This is a genomic window from Streptomyces europaeiscabiei, assembly GCF_001550375.1.
Lineage (GTDB): Bacteria > Actinomycetota > Actinomycetes > Streptomycetales > Streptomycetaceae > Streptomyces > Streptomyces europaeiscabiei.
The window spans coordinates 19,739-35,544 of the sequence record NZ_LRTR01000086.1; the positions used below are offsets into that span (position 1 = coordinate 19,739).

Annotated in this window: 14 protein-coding genes; all 14 read left to right on the forward strand. The window is 71.6% G+C overall.

The window, feature by feature from the left end:
* Positions 1-10 precede the first annotated feature (10 nt).
* On the forward strand, positions 11-2,485 hold the full coding sequence (locus tag AWZ10_RS03800) for a non-ribosomal peptide synthetase (RefSeq protein ID WP_060890430.1): 2,475 nt from the start codon (positions 11-13) through the stop codon (positions 2,483-2,485).
* A gap of 5 nt (positions 2,486-2,490) precedes the next feature.
* Positions 2,491-3,621 carry a TauD/TfdA family dioxygenase gene (locus AWZ10_RS03805; protein WP_482258090.1) on the forward strand — a complete coding sequence of 377 codons (1,131 nt, stop codon included), beginning with the start codon at positions 2,491-2,493 and terminating at the stop codon, positions 3,619-3,621.
* Entirely contained in the window at positions 3,618-4,661 is a 1,044-nt protein-coding gene (sbnB, locus tag AWZ10_RS03810; RefSeq protein ID WP_060890431.1) for a 2,3-diaminopropionate biosynthesis protein SbnB, read from the forward strand. Before AWZ10_RS03805 ends, sbnB begins: the two co-directional genes overlap by 4 nt.
* Positions 4,662-4,708: 47 nt before the next feature.
* Positions 4,709-5,719 carry a 2,3-diaminopropionate biosynthesis protein SbnA gene (gene sbnA / locus AWZ10_RS03815; protein ID WP_046706626.1) on the forward strand — a complete coding sequence of 337 codons (1,011 nt, stop codon included), beginning with the start codon at positions 4,709-4,711 and terminating at the stop codon, positions 5,717-5,719.
* Positions 5,720-5,863: 144 nt separating this feature from the next.
* Complete coding sequence (locus AWZ10_RS03820; RefSeq protein ID WP_046706627.1) at positions 5,864-7,507, forward strand: acyl-CoA dehydrogenase family protein; 1,644 nt, start codon at positions 5,864-5,866, stop codon at positions 7,505-7,507.
* Positions 7,508-7,845: 338 nt separating this feature from the next.
* Positions 7,846-9,174 carry a helix-turn-helix domain-containing protein gene (locus AWZ10_RS03825; protein WP_060890432.1) on the forward strand — a complete coding sequence of 443 codons (1,329 nt, stop codon included), beginning with the start codon at positions 7,846-7,848 and terminating at the stop codon, positions 9,172-9,174.
* A gap of 193 nt (positions 9,175-9,367) precedes the next feature.
* A complete protein-coding gene (locus tag AWZ10_RS03830) occupies positions 9,368-10,819 on the forward strand; it encodes a hypothetical protein (protein ID WP_060890433.1) in 1,452 nt (483 codons plus the stop codon).
* Between the two features lie 70 nt (positions 10,820-10,889).
* Positions 10,890-11,468 carry a GNAT family N-acetyltransferase gene (locus AWZ10_RS03835; protein ID WP_046705359.1) on the forward strand — a complete coding sequence of 193 codons (579 nt, stop codon included), beginning with the start codon at positions 10,890-10,892 and terminating at the stop codon, positions 11,466-11,468.
* Between the two features lie 92 nt (positions 11,469-11,560).
* Positions 11,561-11,644: a putative leader peptide gene (locus AWZ10_RS55450; protein ID WP_309474722.1), complete on the forward strand. Its 84-nt coding sequence runs from the start codon at positions 11,561-11,563 to the stop codon at positions 11,642-11,644.
* A gap of 171 nt (positions 11,645-11,815) precedes the next feature.
* Positions 11,816-13,507, forward strand: a complete 1,692-nt coding sequence (locus AWZ10_RS03840) for a nitrite/sulfite reductase (RefSeq protein ID WP_060890434.1) — start codon at positions 11,816-11,818, stop codon at positions 13,505-13,507.
* Positions 13,504-13,683 carry a hypothetical protein gene (locus AWZ10_RS53445; protein WP_078935379.1) on the forward strand — a complete coding sequence of 60 codons (180 nt, stop codon included), beginning with the start codon at positions 13,504-13,506 and terminating at the stop codon, positions 13,681-13,683. Before AWZ10_RS03840 ends, AWZ10_RS53445 begins: the two co-directional genes overlap by 4 nt.
* Positions 13,680-14,435: a phosphoadenylyl-sulfate reductase gene (locus AWZ10_RS03845; protein WP_046705361.1), complete on the forward strand. Its 756-nt coding sequence runs from the start codon at positions 13,680-13,682 to the stop codon at positions 14,433-14,435. The genes AWZ10_RS53445 and AWZ10_RS03845 overlap by 4 nt, the downstream gene beginning before the upstream one ends.
* A gap of 110 nt (positions 14,436-14,545) precedes the next feature.
* A complete protein-coding gene (gene cysC / locus AWZ10_RS03850) occupies positions 14,546-15,091 on the forward strand; it encodes an adenylyl-sulfate kinase (RefSeq protein WP_046705363.1) in 546 nt (181 codons plus the stop codon).
* Positions 15,088-15,806 (forward strand): sulfate adenylyltransferase subunit CysD (gene cysD / locus AWZ10_RS03855; RefSeq protein ID WP_060890435.1); only part of this gene is annotated, 719 nt, incomplete at its 3' end. The genes cysC and cysD, both read left to right, overlap by 4 nt.

The window sequence follows — 15,806 nt, forward strand, 5'->3', positions numbered from 1 at the left end:
GGGGAAAGAGATGGATCTGTTGGAGTCGGGCGACGCTGCCCGGACGTACTGGCACGAGGTGCTCACCGCCGGGGGGCGGACCGTGGTCCCACGGTGGAGCGCCGATCCGGCGAAGGGGGTCGCCGCCTACGAAGTGGCCTTTCCAGAGCGGTTGTTGACCGCTTCGGACGGTACGGCCGCGCTGCTCGCCGCCCATGCGAAGGTGCTCGCCGCGCTGTCCGGCGAGAGCGAGGTCACCACCGGCTGGCTGGAGGACGGCCGCACACTGCCGTGCCGACTCACCACCGCGCCCGGCGACACCTGGCGCGCACTGCTGGGGCACACCCACCGGGTCACCGCGGAGCTGCTGACGCACGCCGGCTACCCGGTGGCCGCCCTGCGGCACGAACTCGGCCTCGCCGAAGCGCCGTTCGAGACGGTGCTCGACACCAGCGGGGGCGACGGCGACCTCGACGAGGACGTGGTGCTGCGGGTGGGACTGGTGCACCGCGACGACGGTCCGGCGCTGCGGCTGCGGTACCGCACGGACGTGCTCGACGAGGACGGCGCGGCCCGGATCGCCGGGTACCACGTCACCGCCCTCACCCTGCTGGCCGCCGAACCGGACGCCGAGCACGGACGACGGAGTCTGGTGTCGGACGACGAACTCCGGTTCCAGCTCGACGGGTTGGCAGGACCGCACCGCGAACTGCCCGACCGCCGGGTGCACGAGCTGTTCGAGCAGCGCGTCGTGGCGCACCCGGACGCGGTCGCGGCCGTCCACGGCGACCGCCGCTGGACGTACCGCGAACTCAACTCCCGTGCCAACCAGCTCAGTCGGGCCCTGCTGGTCCGGGGACTCGGCCACGAGGGCGTCGTCGCGGTGGTGACCGAGCGTAACCTCGACTGGATGGCGGCCGTCCTCGCGGTGTTCAAGGCGGGCGGCGCCTATCTGCCCGTCGAGCCGCACTTCCCCGCCGAACGCGTCGCCACCACGCTCGCCCGCGCCGGCTGCGAGCTGGTGCTCACCGAGCGGGGCAGCACGGCCACACTGGACCGGGCCCTGTCCGCGCTGCCCGGGGTGCAGCGGCTGCTCGTCGAGGACGCGTACGACGAGGCCCACCCGGACTCCGACCTCGGCATGGAGATCGCGCCGGACCGGCTCGCGTACATCTACTTCACGTCCGGTTCCACGGGCGAGCCCAAGGGCGCGATGTGCGAGCACGCCGGGATGCTCAACCATCTCCAGGCCAAGCTCGACGACCTCGGCATCGGCGAGGGGGACGTCGTGGCGCAGACCGCGCCCCAGTGCTTCGACATCTCCCTGTGGCAGCTGCTGGCCGGCCCCCTGGCCGGGGGTCGGACCCTCCTCGTGGAGCAGGAGGTGATCCTGGACGTCGGACGGTTCGTCGACCGGATCGCCGACGGCCGGGTGAACGTGGTCCAGGTCGTGCCGTCGTACCTCGAAGCGGTCCTCGCGCATCTGGAGCAGCACCCCCGGGAACTGCCCGAGCTGCGCCGGGTGTCGGTCACCGGGGAGGCGCTGAAGCAGGAGCTGGCGGAGCGCTGGTTCGCCACCGAGCCGGGAATACCCCTGGTCAACGCCTACGGGCTGACGGAGACCTCGGACGACACCAACCACGAGGTGATGGACCGGGCTCCGGAGGGGGGCCGGGTGCCCCTGGGCCGTCCGGTCCGCAACGTCCGTGTGTACGTCGTCGACGAGCACCTCTCCCTCGTGCCGCTGGGCGCGCCGGGGGAGATCGTCTTCTCCGGGGTGTGTGTCGGGCGGGGGTACGTCAACGATCCCGGACGCACCGCACGGGCCTTCACCACCGACCCGTACCGGCCCGGCGATCGGCTCTACCGCAGCGGGGACCACGGGCGCTGGCGGCCCGACGGCAAGCTGGAGTTCCTCGGCCGCCGGGACACCCAGGTCAAGGTGCGCGGCTTCCGTATCGAGATCGGCGAGGTGGAGAACGCGCTGCTCAAGGTGGCGGGTGTGCGGGACGGCGCGGTGGTGGTCGCCAGGGGCGCGCATCTGGTGGCCTTCCACTCCGGCCGGCCGCTCGCGGTCGAGGAGCTGCGGGGCCGGCTGGCGGCCTCGCTGCCCGCGTACATGGTGCCGTCGGTGTTCCACCGGCGCGAAAGCCTGCCGCTGACCGACAACGGCAAGATCGACCGGCGGACGCTGACGGCGCTGGCCGAGGAACTCGACGCGCTGGAGGGCACGTCGGGCGAACCGCCGGCGACACCGACCGAGGAGCGGCTGGCTGCCGCGTGGGCCGAGGTGCTCGGTGTGCCGCGGGCGGGCATCGGCCGACGCGACCACTTCTTCGACCGGGGCGGTACCTCGCTGTCGGCGGTGAGGCTCGCGATCGCCCTGGAGCGGGCGGTGTCCCCCAAGGACGTGACCGGGCACCCGGTCCTGTCCGAGCTGGCCGGGCTGATCGACACAAGGGCCGTCGCGCGCACCGCCGCGGGCACCGTGGGGAGGCCGTCGTGAGCTTCCTGAACCGCCGCCGTTCTGCCGGGCGCCGTCGAGAGGACGGGGCGACGCCCCCGTCGGACTCGGCTCCCCTTCTCCTGCCGGACATCGAGACATCGCCCGGCAGGCCGCCGCTCCTCACCGTCTCCCCCGCCGAACCCGCCCCCCGGTGGGCGGCCGGGCGGCAAGGCGCCCTGCGTGCCGCCGTCACCGAGCACGGCTCGGTCCTCGTACGCGGTCTCGGGCTGCGGAACGCGGCCGAGGTCGGCGCGGTCTTCCGTGGGTTGACCGACACACTGATGATCGAGAAGGAGGCCTTCGCGCCCCGGCGGACGTACCCGGACGGGGTGTACTCCTCGACGGCCTGGCCGTCGACCCAACCGATGTGCGCGCACCACGAGTTGAGCTACGCCCGGGAGTTCCCCGGCCTGATGCTCTTCGCCTGCCTGGAAGCCGCCGGGCGGGGCGGGGCGACCGGCGTCGCCGACGCGGAGGCCGTACTGGCCGCGCTGCCAACGGAGTTGACCGAGCGGTTCGAGCGGGACGGCTGGCTGCTCACCCGCTCGTACAACGACGAGATCGGCGCGTCGATCGCCGAGGCGTTCGGCACGGACGACCGGACCGTCGTCGAGGCCTACTGCCGGGCGCACTCCATCGAGTTCGCCTGGCAGCCCGACGGGTCCCTGCACACCCGGCAGCGGCGCGCCGCCGTCCTGCGGCATCCGGTGACCGGCCGCCGCTGCTGGTTCAACCAGATCGCGTTCCTCAACGAATGGACCATGGACGCCGAGGTGCGCGAGTACCTGGTGGACATGTACGGGGCCGACGGGCTGCCCTTCAACACCCGATACGGCGACGGCGATCCGATCGGCGCCGATGTCGTCGAGACGCTCAACGAGGTCTACGAGGCGCACACCGCCCGCGAACCCTGGCGCCCCGGTGACCTGCTCCTCGTCGACAACATCCGCTGCGCCCACAGCCGTGAGCCCTTCGAGGGGCCGCGCGAGGTGCTGGTGGGCCTGGCGGACCCGGTACGGCCGGCCGACCTCGGCACACAGCACTCCGGCACCCGGCACTGCGACACGCGGCGGTCGGCCACACAGCACTCCGACCCGCACGACTCCGGCTCGAAGGACGAGGTGAGCTTCCGATGACCGAGGTTCCGGGTTTCGCCGTGATCACCGGCGCCCAGGTGCAGCAGGCCCTGCGGGGCCGGGAACGGGAGATCGTCGAACTGGTCGAGTCCGCCTACCTGTTGCACGGGGACGGGGACACGGGCGACACGGTCAATCCGCCGTCGTACTTCCTCCGCTTCCCCGACCGTCCGTCCTCGCGGATCATCGCGCTGCCCGCCTCACTGGGCGGGAAGTTCCAGGTGGACGGGTTGAAATGGGTCTCCAGCTTCCCGGAGAACACGGCCGGCGGGCTGCCGCGCGCCTCCGCCGTGCTGATCCTCAACGACCACACCACCGGCTATCCGTTCGCGTGCCTGGAGGCTTCCGTCATCAGCGCCACCCGGACGGCCGCGTCGGCGGCGCTGGCGGCCGACCGGCTGAGCGACGCGCGCCGGGGGGTACCGCGCCCGACGCGGGTCGGCTTCCTCGGCACGGGCCTGATCGCCCGGTACATCCACACGTTCCTCGCGGCGACCGGCTTCGCGTTCGAGGAGGTGGGGGTGCACGACCTGTCCGCGGACAGCGCGACGGGGTTCCGGGGATATCTGGAGCGGTCCGACGCGGACGGGCGGGTGAGCGTGTACGACAGCGCCGAGGACGTGATCCGGGCGAGCGACCTCGTGGTCTTCGCGACGATCGCGGGCGAGCCGCACATCCGTGAACCGAAGTGGTTCGCCCACAACCCGCTGGTGCTGCACGTGTCGCTGCGCGATCTCGCGCCCGAGGTGCTGCTCGCGTCGGCGAACTTCGTCGACGACGTCGAGCACTGCCTCAAGGCGAACACGTCACCGCACCTGACCGAACAGCTCACCGGCGCACGGGACTTCCTCGACGGGACGCTCCACTGCGTCCTCACCGGCCGGGCGACCGTGCCGGCGGACCGGCCGGTGATCTTCTCGCCCTTCGGCCTCGGGGTCCTCGACCTCGCGGTCGGCGGTCATGTTCACGAGCAGGTGGTCCGCTCCGGCGGACTACGGGTCGTGGACGGCTTCTTCCACGAGCTGCGCCGCCACGGCTGAACGGCCGGGCGCAGCGAGTACGACCTTGCACAACCAGGGGGGCCGCAGTGCCAGTCATATCCGTTCCCACGGACTTCAACGAGGAGGAGCTGTACGTCGATCTGCGCCAGGTCGTCGGACACAGGCTCTTCCTGAAGTGCGAGGGGTTCAACTTCGCCGGCTCGATCAAGGTCAAGGCCGCGTCCGAGATGGTGCGGGCCGCCGAACGGGAAGGACGTATCGGGCCCGGCTCGACGCTCGTCGAGTCGTCGTCCGGCAATCTGGGCGTCGCGCTGAGCATGATCGCGGCGAGCCGGGGCTACCGGTTTCTGTGCGTGACCGATTCCCGGTGCAATCCACAGACCCGGCGCATGATCGAGGCGCTGGGCAGCCGGGTCCACGTCATCTCCGAGCCGGACCCGCACGGCGGTCTCCTCGGCGCCCGGATCGCGTACGTCCGCGCACTGTGCGCCACAGACCAGCGCTACGTGTGGCTCGACCAGTACACCAATCAGGCGAACTGGCAGGCGCACTACCGCACCACCGCGCCCGCCATCGCCCGGCAGTTCCCGCGTCTGGACGTGCTGTTCGTGGGGGTCGGCACCTCGGGGACGCTGATGGGCTGCGCCCAGTGGTTCTGGGAGCGGCGGCGCCGGGTGCGGATCGTCGCCGTGGACAGCGTCGGTTCGGTCGCGTTCGGCGGGGCGCCGGGCCGCCGGATGATCCCGGGGCTCGGCACGAGCGTGACCCCGGCGCTGCTCGACGCGTCCTATGTGGACGACGTCGTCCGGGTGGAGGAGATCGACACCGTACGGGCCTGCCACCGCATGGCCCGGCGCGGCTTCCTCTTCGGGGGCTCCACCGGCACGGTCGTCAGCGGCGCCGGCGAGTGGCTGGCCCGCAACGGCTCGCCCGACACCACGGCGGTGGCGATCTCCCCTGACCTCGGGGAGCGCTATCTCGACACCGTCTACCGGCCGGGCTGGCCGCAGGAACAGTACGGGGAGGCCGTACTGGACCCGGAGGCGGAGTTCGGAACGGGTGAACTGGGGACGGGCGAGCTGGCGGCACCCGTCTGAGCCGGCCTCCGTGAGTCGGGCGCCGGCCGGCTCCGGTCCGGCGCCCGACTCCTGCCCGCGAGACACCGGCCCGTCGGACTCCTCCCCGCCGGACACCGGTGGGCGTCGCCGTGCCGATGCGATGCCGACGGGTAGGTTCCTGTCATGGCAGCCAGCACCCATGAAGTGACCAATCAGGCTCCGCCCCTGGTGGACTACGACGTCTTCGCCGCCGACCAGGTCCTGACGGAGGCGGTCGACCGGCACCTGGCGCCGGAGCTGCTGGACGAGGCCCGGGACGAACTGGCGGGGTTCGGGCGTACGGCGGGCTCCGCGCAGGTCCAGGAGTGGGGGCGGCTGGCGAACGAGAATCCGCCGAAGCTGCGGGCGTACGACCGGTACGGGAACCGGGTGGACGAGGTGGAGTTCCATCCGTCGTGGCACCGGCTGCTCGGCAAGGGGGTCTCGGCGGGGCTGACGGCGGCCTGGACACGGCCCGGCGGGCATGTGCGGCGGGCCGCCGCGTTCGTCGTCTGGACCCAGGTCGAGGCCGGCAACGGCTGCCCGCTGTCCATGACCCACGCGGCGGTACCCGCCCTGCGCACGGACCCGGCGCTCGCCGCCGAGTGGGAACCCCGGCTGACGTCCACGCTCTACGACTGGGACGTGCGGCCCGCCGACCAGAAGGCCGGCGCCCTCTTCGGGATGGGCATGACCGAGAAGCAGGGGGGCAGCGACGTACGCGCCAACACCACCGCGGCGCGGCCGCTGGCCGAGGACGGGACGTACGAGCTGACCGGCCACAAGTGGTTCTGCTCGGCGCCGATGTCGGACGGGTTCCTGGTGCTGGCGCAGGCTCCGGGCGGGCTGACGTGTTTCCTGGTGCCCCGGGTGCTGGCCGACGGGTCGCGGAACGTGTTCCGCATCCAGCGGCTGAAGGAGAAGCTGGGCAATCGGTCGAACGCCTCCGCCGAGGTCGAGTTCGACGGAACGTGGGCGCGCCGGGTCGGGGACGAGGGGCGGGGGGTGCGCACGATCATCGGGATGGTGGCGGCCACCCGGCTGGACTGCGCGCTGGGCGCGGCGTCGCTGATGCGGCAGGCGGTGGCGCAGGCGGTGCACCACTGCTCGTACCGGGAGGCGTTCGGCGGGCGGCTGATCGACAAGCCGCTGATGCGCAACGTCCTCGCGGATCTCGCGCTGGAGTCGGAGGCGGCGACGACGCTGGCGCTGCGGGTGGCCTCGGCGTACGACGCGGCGGAGGCGGGCAACGAGAACGAGCGCTCGTTCTTGCGGCTTGCGGTGCCGGTCGCCAAGTACTGGGTGACCAAGCGCTGTGCCCCGCTCGTGGTGGAGGCCGCCGAGTGCCTCGGCGGCAACGGTTACGTCGAGGAGTCCGGCATGCCCCGCCTGTTGCGCGAGTCCCCGCTCAACTCCCTCTGGGAGGGGGCCGGAAACGTGCAGGCACTCGACGTGCTGCGCGCACTGCGGCGCGAACCGCAGGCCCTGGACGCCTACTTGCGGGAGGTGGGCCGGGCCCGGGGCGGAGACCACCGGCTCGACGGCGCGATCAAGGACCTGCTGACCGAACTCGCCGATCTGGACGGCATCGAGGCCCGCGCGCGCCGGCTCGTGGAGCGACTCGCCCTCGTCCTGCAAGGGGCGCTCCTCGTGCGGTACGCGCCCCCGGCGGTAGCCGACGCGTTCTGCGCCTCCCGGCTGGGCGGCGACCGGGGCACGGCCTTCGGCACGCTGCCCCACACGCTGGACCTGGCGTCGGTGGTGGAACGGGCGCGTCCGGTCAGCTGAGTTCCACCTGGGCCACGTGCCCTCTTTCGGGTGGTCCGACGCGGGAGTGGTGCTGCGCCGACACGGCACCACCCCCGCTTCTCGGGCCCCTTCTGAGCGGAGCGCACACGCCGCACCGGGCGACGTTGAACAAGTTTCAAGGAGCGTGCGGCGGTTCGCCAGGGTTGCAGGGGGTTGCAACTCGTCTGCGCTCTGTGCCCGGAGTGTGTCCCTCCGTGGCCGAAGAGCGGCAGACTGTGAACCCGCAGTCAACGCCGTCGCGCGGACCCGGCTTCCACGGCCACCGGGGGCCGAGGAGCGAGGGGCCTGCCGGGGAGGAACGAGTGCCGCACTCGCCGATGGAAGTCGCGCGGCTCACCGCCACGGACGCCGCCCGAGCGGCCCGGGCTCTCGGCGAGGCACGCGCCTCCGTCCTCGACGGCCGGCCCTCGAAACCCGCCCCGCGCCCCGCGATCCGCGAGTCCTGGGGCCGCATGGCGCACAGCGGCATCGACCCCGACCACGACTTCCGGTCCGACCTCCTCGGCCGCGACGAGGTCGAGCGCCGCCGCCGGACCTCACGGCTCCGCCACGTCCTGCCGGTGCTCCGCGAGGGGCTGCTCTCCCTCGCGGACACCACGCAGCACATCATGATGGTCGCGGACGCCGACGCCCGGGTGCTGTGGCGCGAGGGCAGTACGGCCGTGCTCCGCAAGGCCGACGGGCACGGCCTGGGGATCGGCGCGGACTGGCGCGAGGAGACCGTCGGCACGAACGGCGTCGGTACGCCCCTCGTCTCCCGCCGGGCCGTGCAGGTCTTCTCCGCCGAGCACTTCGTCCGCGCCCTGCACCCCTGGACCTGCACCGGCGCCCCCATCACCGACCCGCGCGACGGCCGGCTGCTCGGCGCGGTGGACATCAGCGGTCCCCTGGAGACCCTGCATCCCTCCACCCTCGCCCTGGTCGACTCGGTCGCCAAACTCGCCGAGGCCCGTCTACGGGACCTGCACCTGACCTCGCTCGAACAGCTGCGCGCGGTGGCGGCCCCGGTCCTGGCCCGTATCGGCGGCCGCGCGGTCGCCGTCGACCGGGACGGCTGGACCGCCGCCGTGACCGGCATGCCGTACACCAGCCGGGTCGCCCTCCCCAAGTCCCTCTCCCCCGGCTGCTGCTGGTTCCCCGCGCTCGGCCTGTGCACCGTCGACCCGCTGCCCGCCGGATGGCTGATACGCCCCACCGCGGACCCCGCGCCCGCCCCGACCGCCACGCACATCACCCTCGATGTCTCCCACCCACGCCGCTGGACCGTCACCGTCGTCGGCTGCGCGGGCTCCTGGACCCATGTACTCACCCCCCGCCACGCCGAACTCCTGTACCTCCTCGCCCTCCACCGCGGCGGGCGCAGCGCCTCCGCCCTCGCCGACGACATGTTCGGCGACCCCGCCCGCACCGTCACCGTCCGCGCCGAGATGTCCCGCGTACGCCGTTATCTCGGTGCCTTCCTCGACCACCGCCCGTACCGGTTCACCGAACGGGCCGACGTCGAAGTCGTCCTCCCCGAAACCCCGTTGGACCTGCTCCCGCACTCGGTGGCGCCGGGGGTGGTACGAGCGCGGGGCACCACTGCGGGTGAGAGGTTCCCGGGCGAGGGATCTTCGGGACACGAGAGAGCCGAGCCGGGCCCCTGAGCCCATGCCGAACACGTTCGACCCCCGTCCCGGTGAACGGATCATGGCCTCGGGGTGAGGGATCTCCCTGCATTTCCCCGGACCTCGGTGTGACACGTGTCCCACTGCCGTAGCATCGCTGCCAGGCCGCCCCACCTGCCTCTCCGTCAAGATCTTGGTCTTGGTAGGCAGTTGGCCGTCCCCGGGAGGTTTTATGCAGCACCGCGGCAGGCACCGTCGACGCAGAAGGGGACGTGCGCTGCGCGCGTCCCTGGCGGGGACCGCGCTGGCCCTCACGGCGGCGGCCACGCTGATCAGTACATCGCAGGCGGCGGGCGGTGAGACACCGGGCGCGCTCTCTTCCATCACCTCGGCCGCCGAGCTGGGCAGGCTGCAGCTCCGGGAGACCCTCACCGACAGCACCGGGTTGAACACCCTGACCCACGAGACGGGCGGCGGGGTCGGCGTCGACGAGGTACTGCGCAGCGCGAACCACGCGATGCGCAACGAGGGCGACTGTTTCAGCACCGAGAAGGACAATCTGCCCGTCGAGCCGGTGACGTCGCGGGCGTACTGCTGGGAGCCGGGCGACGCGGTCGACGACAGGTGGGTCCCCAGCTCGGTCACCACGTCCCGCAACAACCGGGTCATCGCGTCCGGCTGGACGCACAGCGGTGTCGGGAGCGACACGCCCGGCGCCGACTCGACCAAGGCCGGCCCCACGGGTACGGACAATACGCGCGCGGACAATACGGGCGCGGACGGCACCGACGTCGGTGCCGTCGACGACGAAGGGCTCGCCCGGGTCGCCTTCGTCGACGCCAGTGACCCCGCGAACCTCAGATACCGATGGGTCCTGCTGGTCGTGCCGACCACCGGCGGGCAGGGCTTCGAGGGCTTGCGTTCCCGGCTCGGCGGCATGGCCTGGTACGAGGACAAGCTGATCGTCACCGCGCGGGGCCCGCAGAGCCGCGGACAGCGGGACGACTCCCTGTACGTGTTCGACCTGGCCCGCTTCCTGCGCGCCGACGTGACCGACAGCGACGCGATCGGCAGGGCGGGCGACGGCTGGTCGGCCCACCATTACCGGTACGCGCTGCCCGCTGTCGCCGCCTACAGTCCACCGGCGGGCCGCGGCTGCGACGCGCGCGACAACGACGGGGTGCCCTGCTTCGGCTCGCTCTCCCTCGACCGGACGTCGACACCACCCACGGTCGTCGCGAACGAGCGGTTCCGGCCCGGCCGCGATGAACCCGCCCGCGTCTGGCGCTACGCACTCGACATCACCGGCGACCGCACCGGCCTGCTCACCACCACCGGCCGCGGGAGCGACGCCGTCGCCACCGAGGCGTACGAGACCGAGGCCACCGGTGTCCGAGGGGTCCTCGCCCACAAGGGGAACTGGTACGTCGACCAGGCATCAGAGGAGTCCGACCGGCACGGCACGCTCTGGAGGCAGGACGAGGACGGCTCCAAGGCCGCCAGGTGCGCGGCGGACAAGGCCGACGAGAAGTCCGGCCTCCGCTCGTACGCCTGCTGGGGGCGGCACACAGCCTCCCTGTCCTACTCACCGGAGACCGGCGAGGTGTGGACGCTCACCGACCCCATCCCCGAGCGCGTGCTCTACGCGGTGAAACTGTCGGACGTCGACGGCACGCTGGACTAGGGCGACCGGCCCGACAGGGTGACCCGGCCCGGCCTTGGAGGCGGGCCGGGACCCGTGATTCCCTGGGCCCATGAGCAGCACCGTCACCACCTGGTCCCTGGAGCAGACCTCGCCGAGCGATCTGCTTCCCGCCGCCGCGCCCGAGGGCGACGACGTCCGCATCGTGCGCGCCGAGGTCCCCTCCCCCGAGTTCAGCCGCTTCCTGTACGCCTCCGTCGGCGGTGACATCCGCTGGATCGACCGGCTGTCGTGGTCGTACGGGCAATGGCAGGAGCACCTGGACCGGCCGGGCGTGGAGAGCTGGGTCGCCTACGACCGGGGGACGCCCGCCGGCTATGTGGAGATGGAGCCGCAGGACGACGGGGTCGTGGAGATCGCGTACTTCGGGCTGATCCCGGCGTTCCGGGGACGGCGCATCGGCGGCCACCTGCTGTCGTACGGGACGGCCCGTGCCTGGGACCTCGCCGAGCGGTGGCCGGGGCTGCCGCCGACCAAGCGGGTCTGGCTGCACACCTGCACCCGGGACGGCGAGCACGCCATGGGGAACTACCTGCGGCGGGGGTTCACGCTGTTCGACACGAAGGTGACCGAGGAGGCGGACGCTCCGGCGCCGGGTCCCTGGCCCGGTGCGGCCGCTTCCACACCATGACCCACATCACAGCGTCTCGACATGCGAGACATCCCTGTCCGGAATATGGATGACGGTGGACTGGGTCTAAAGAGCCGTGACACGCTTCCGTCATGTCTGGAACTGGAATTGCCTTGGTGAGTCGGCGCCACGTCGACCTCGGCCGCATGTCCAGCGCCATCTGTCCGGTGAGCTGACGCCCCTGCCGCGAGGGGTTGGACGACCCCGGGCACTAGCGCCGCACCCTCCTCTGTTTTCAGCCCGCGCAAGGACGCGCAGGCGCCGCACACGCTGCGCGCGTGTGCCCGCATGCGCGCGCCGGCGCAGCTCAGAGCCGCTTCCCCGCCTTTCCCGAAGGACATACACCCATGGCCGCCACCCCGCAGAACCCCGCCACGCCCCGCCGCAAGGTGAGCCGTCACCGTGGTGAGGGCCAGTGGGCCGCGGGACACTTCACCCCGCTGAACGGCAACGAGCAGTTCAAGAAGGACGACGACGGTCTCAATGTGCGGACGCGCATTGAGACGATCTACTCGAAGCGCGGCTTCGACTCGATCGACCCCAACGACCTGCGTGGCCGGATGCGCTGGTGGGGGCTGTACACCCAGCGCAAGCCCGGGATCGACGGCGGCAAGACCGCGATCCTGGAGCCGGAGGAGCTGGACGACAAGTACTTCATGCTGCGGGTTCGGATCGACGGCGGCCGGCTCACCACCCGGCAGCTGAGGGTGATCGGCGAGATCTCGCAGGAGTTCGCGCGGGGCACGGCCGACATCACCGACCGGCAGAACGTCCAGTACCACTGGATCCGGGTCGAGGACGTGCCCGAGATCTGGGAGCGGCTGGAGGCCGTCGGCCTGTCCACCACCGAGGCCTGCGGTGACACCCCTCGTGTGATCATCGGCTCGCCCGTCGCCGGGATCGCCACGGACGAGATCATCGACGGCACGCCCGCGATGGAGGAGATCCAGCGGCGGATCATCGGCAACCCGGACTTCTCGAACCTGCCCCGCAAGTTCAAGTCCGCGATCTCCGGCTCGCCGCTGCTCGACGTGGCGCACGAGATCAACGACATCGCGTTCGTCGGTGTCCGCCACCCCGAACACGGCCCCGGCTTCGACCTGTGGGTCGGCGGCGGTCTGTCCACCAACCCGAAGATCGGGCAGCGGCTCGGCGCGTGGGTGCCGCTGGACGAGGTCGCGGACGTGTACGAGGGCGTCATCTCGATCTTCCGTGACTACGGCTACCGGCGGCTGCGCACCCGCGCCCGCCTGAAGTTCCTGCTGGCCGACTGGGGCACGGAGAAGTTCCGCCAGGTCCTTCAGGACGAGTACCTCAAGCGCAAGCTGGTCGACGGACCGGCGCCCGACCAGCCGGTGGCGCGCTGGCGCGACCACGTCGGAGTGCACCCGCAGAAGGACGGCCGGTACTACGTCGGGTTCGCCCCGCGCGTCGGCCGCGTGGACGGCACGACGCTGACGAAGATCGCCGATCTCGCCGAGGCACACGGCTCCGGCCGGGTCGCGACCACCGTCGAGCAGAAGATGATCGTGCTCGACGTCACCGAGGAGCAGGTCGACTCGCTCGTCGAGGGCCTGGAGGCACTGGACCTCAGGGTCAACCCCTCGGCGTTCCGGCGCGGCACCATGGCCTGCACCGGCATCGAGTACTGCAAGCTCGCCATCGTCGAGACCAAGGCGCGCGGCTCCCTGCTGATCGACGAACTGGAGCGCCGGATCCCGGAGTTCGACGAGCCGATCACCATCAACATCAACGGCTGCCCGAACGCCTGCGCGCGTATCCAGGTGGCGGACATCGGTCTCAAGGGACAGCTCGTCCTGAACGACGCGGGCGAACAGGTCGAGGGCTACCAGGTGCACCTGGGCGGCGCGCTCGGCCTGGAGGCCGGGTTCGGCCGCAAGGTACGCGGCCTGAAGGTCACCTCCGACGAACTCCCCGACTACGTCGAGCGCGTGCTCAAGCGGTTCCAGGACGAGCGCGAGGACGGCGAGCGCTTCGCCGCCTGGGTCACCCGCGCTTCCGAGGAGGCCTTGTCGTGAGCGAGCGAGCCGCCCCTTTCTACTGCCCCTACTGCGGTGACGAAGACCTGCGCCCGAACGAAGAGGGACACGGCGCGTGGGAATGCGGGGCCTGCAATCGAGCCTTCCAGTTGAAGTTCCTCGGGCTCTTGTCCCGGGGGCTTCGGCGAGCCGACAGCGGAGGGGATCACATATGACTACCGTCCAGGCGGATTCCGATACATCCGCGTCCTCGAAGGACGCGGCCGACCCGGAAGCGGCGAAGCGCGCCGAGCTCAAGGCGCTCGCCGAGCAGGCCGGCCGTGATCTGGAGGACGCCTCGGCCCTGGAGATCCTCCAGTGGGCCGTGGACACGTTCGGCAAGCGCTTCTGCGTGACGTCCTCGATGGAGGACGCGGTGGTCGCGCACCTCGCCTCCCGGGCCAGGCCCGGCGTGGACGTCGTGTTCCTCGACACCGGTTACCACTTCCCGGAGACCATCGGCACCCGGGACGCCGTCGAGGCCGTGATGGACGTCAACGTCATCACGATCACCCCCCGTCAGACGGTCGCCGAGCAGGACGCCGAGTACGGGCCGAAGCTGCACGACCGCGACCCCGACCTGTGCTGCTTCCTGCGCAAGGTCAAGCCGCTCGAAGAGGGCCTGACCCGGTTCGACGCGTGGGCGACCGGCCTGCGCCGCGACGAGTCCGAGAGCCGGGCGAACACCCCGGTCGTTGGCTGGGACGACAAGCGCGGCAAGGTCAAGGTCTCCCCGATAGCGCGCTGGACGCAGGACGACGTGGACGCCTACGTCACCGAGCACGGTGTGCTCACCAACCCCCTGCTCATGGACGGCTACACCTCCGTGGGCTGCGCCCCCTGCACCCGCCGGGTCGCCCCGGGCGAGGACGCGCGGGCCGGCCGCTGGGCAGGCAACGCCAAGACCGAGTGCGGGCTGCACCTGTGAGCGCCGCAGGGTCCGCGGAGAACGCCACCGCGCCCGCCGAGACAGCTGACACCGTCGGGAACACCGTCCCCGGGACGGGCCGTGCTCCCGCGACGAACCAGGAGAACCAAGTGACGACCGGAGCCACCGGAGCCACCGTCTGGCTCACGGGTCTGCCGAGTGCCGGCAAGACCACCATCGCCTACGAGCTGGCGGGCCGGCTGCGTGAGGACGGCCACCTCGTGGAGGTCCTCGACGGCGACGAGATCCGCGAGTTCCTCACCGCGGACCTGGGCTTCAGCCGCGCCGACCGCCACACCAACGTGCAGCGCATCGGCTTCCTCGCCGACCTGCTCGCCCGTAACGGCGTCCATGCGCTCGTGCCGGTCATCGCGCCGTACGCCGACAGCCGCGAGGCGGTCCGCAAGCGTCACGCGGCGAGCGGTGCCGCGTACGTCGAGGTGCATGTGGCTACGCCGGTCGAGGTGTGCTCCGAACGCGATGTGAAGGGTCTGTACGCCAAGCAGGCGGCCGGGGAGATCTCCGGGCTGACCGGTGTCGACGACCCCTACGAGGCCCCCGAGACCCCGGATCTGCGCATCGAGTCGCAGGACCAGACGGTCCAGGAGTCCGCGGCGCTGGTCCACGAGCTGCTCACCGAGAGGGGTCTGGCATGACGACGACCGTCGCGGCCGTCCCCGGGGAGACCGGCACCCCGTACACGCTGTCCCACCTGGACGCGCTGGAGTCCGAGGCCGTCCACATCTTCCGTGAGGTGGCGGGTGAGTTCGAGCGGCCGGTGATCCTGTTCTCCGGCGGCAAGGACTCCATCGTCATGCTGCACCTGGCACTGAAGGCCTTCGCCCCGGCGGCCGTCCCCTTCACGCTGCTGCACGTCGACACCGGACACAACTTCCCCGAGGTCCTGGAGTACCGCGACCGCACGGTCGCCGAGCACGGACTGCGACTGCACGTCGCCTCCGTACAGGACTACATCGACCGGGGAGTGCTGAAGGAGCGTCCCGACGGCACCCGTAATCCGCTCCAGACCGTGCCGCTGACGGAGAAGATCCAGGCGGAGAAGTTCGACGCCGTCTTCGGCGGCGGACGACGCGACGAGGAGAAGGCACGCGCCAAGGAGCGGGTCTTCTCGCTGCGGGACGAGTTCTCCCAGTGGGACCCACGCCGCCAGCGGCCCGAGCTGTGGAACCTGTACAACGGCCGCCACGCGCCCGGCGAGCACGTCCGCGTGTTCCCGCTGTCCAACTGGACCGAGCTGGACGTCTGGCAGTACATCGCCCGCGAGGGCATCGAACTCCCCCAGATCTACTTCGCGCACGAGCGTGAGGTGTTCCAGCGGGCCGGGATGTGGCTGACCGCCGGCGAGTGGGG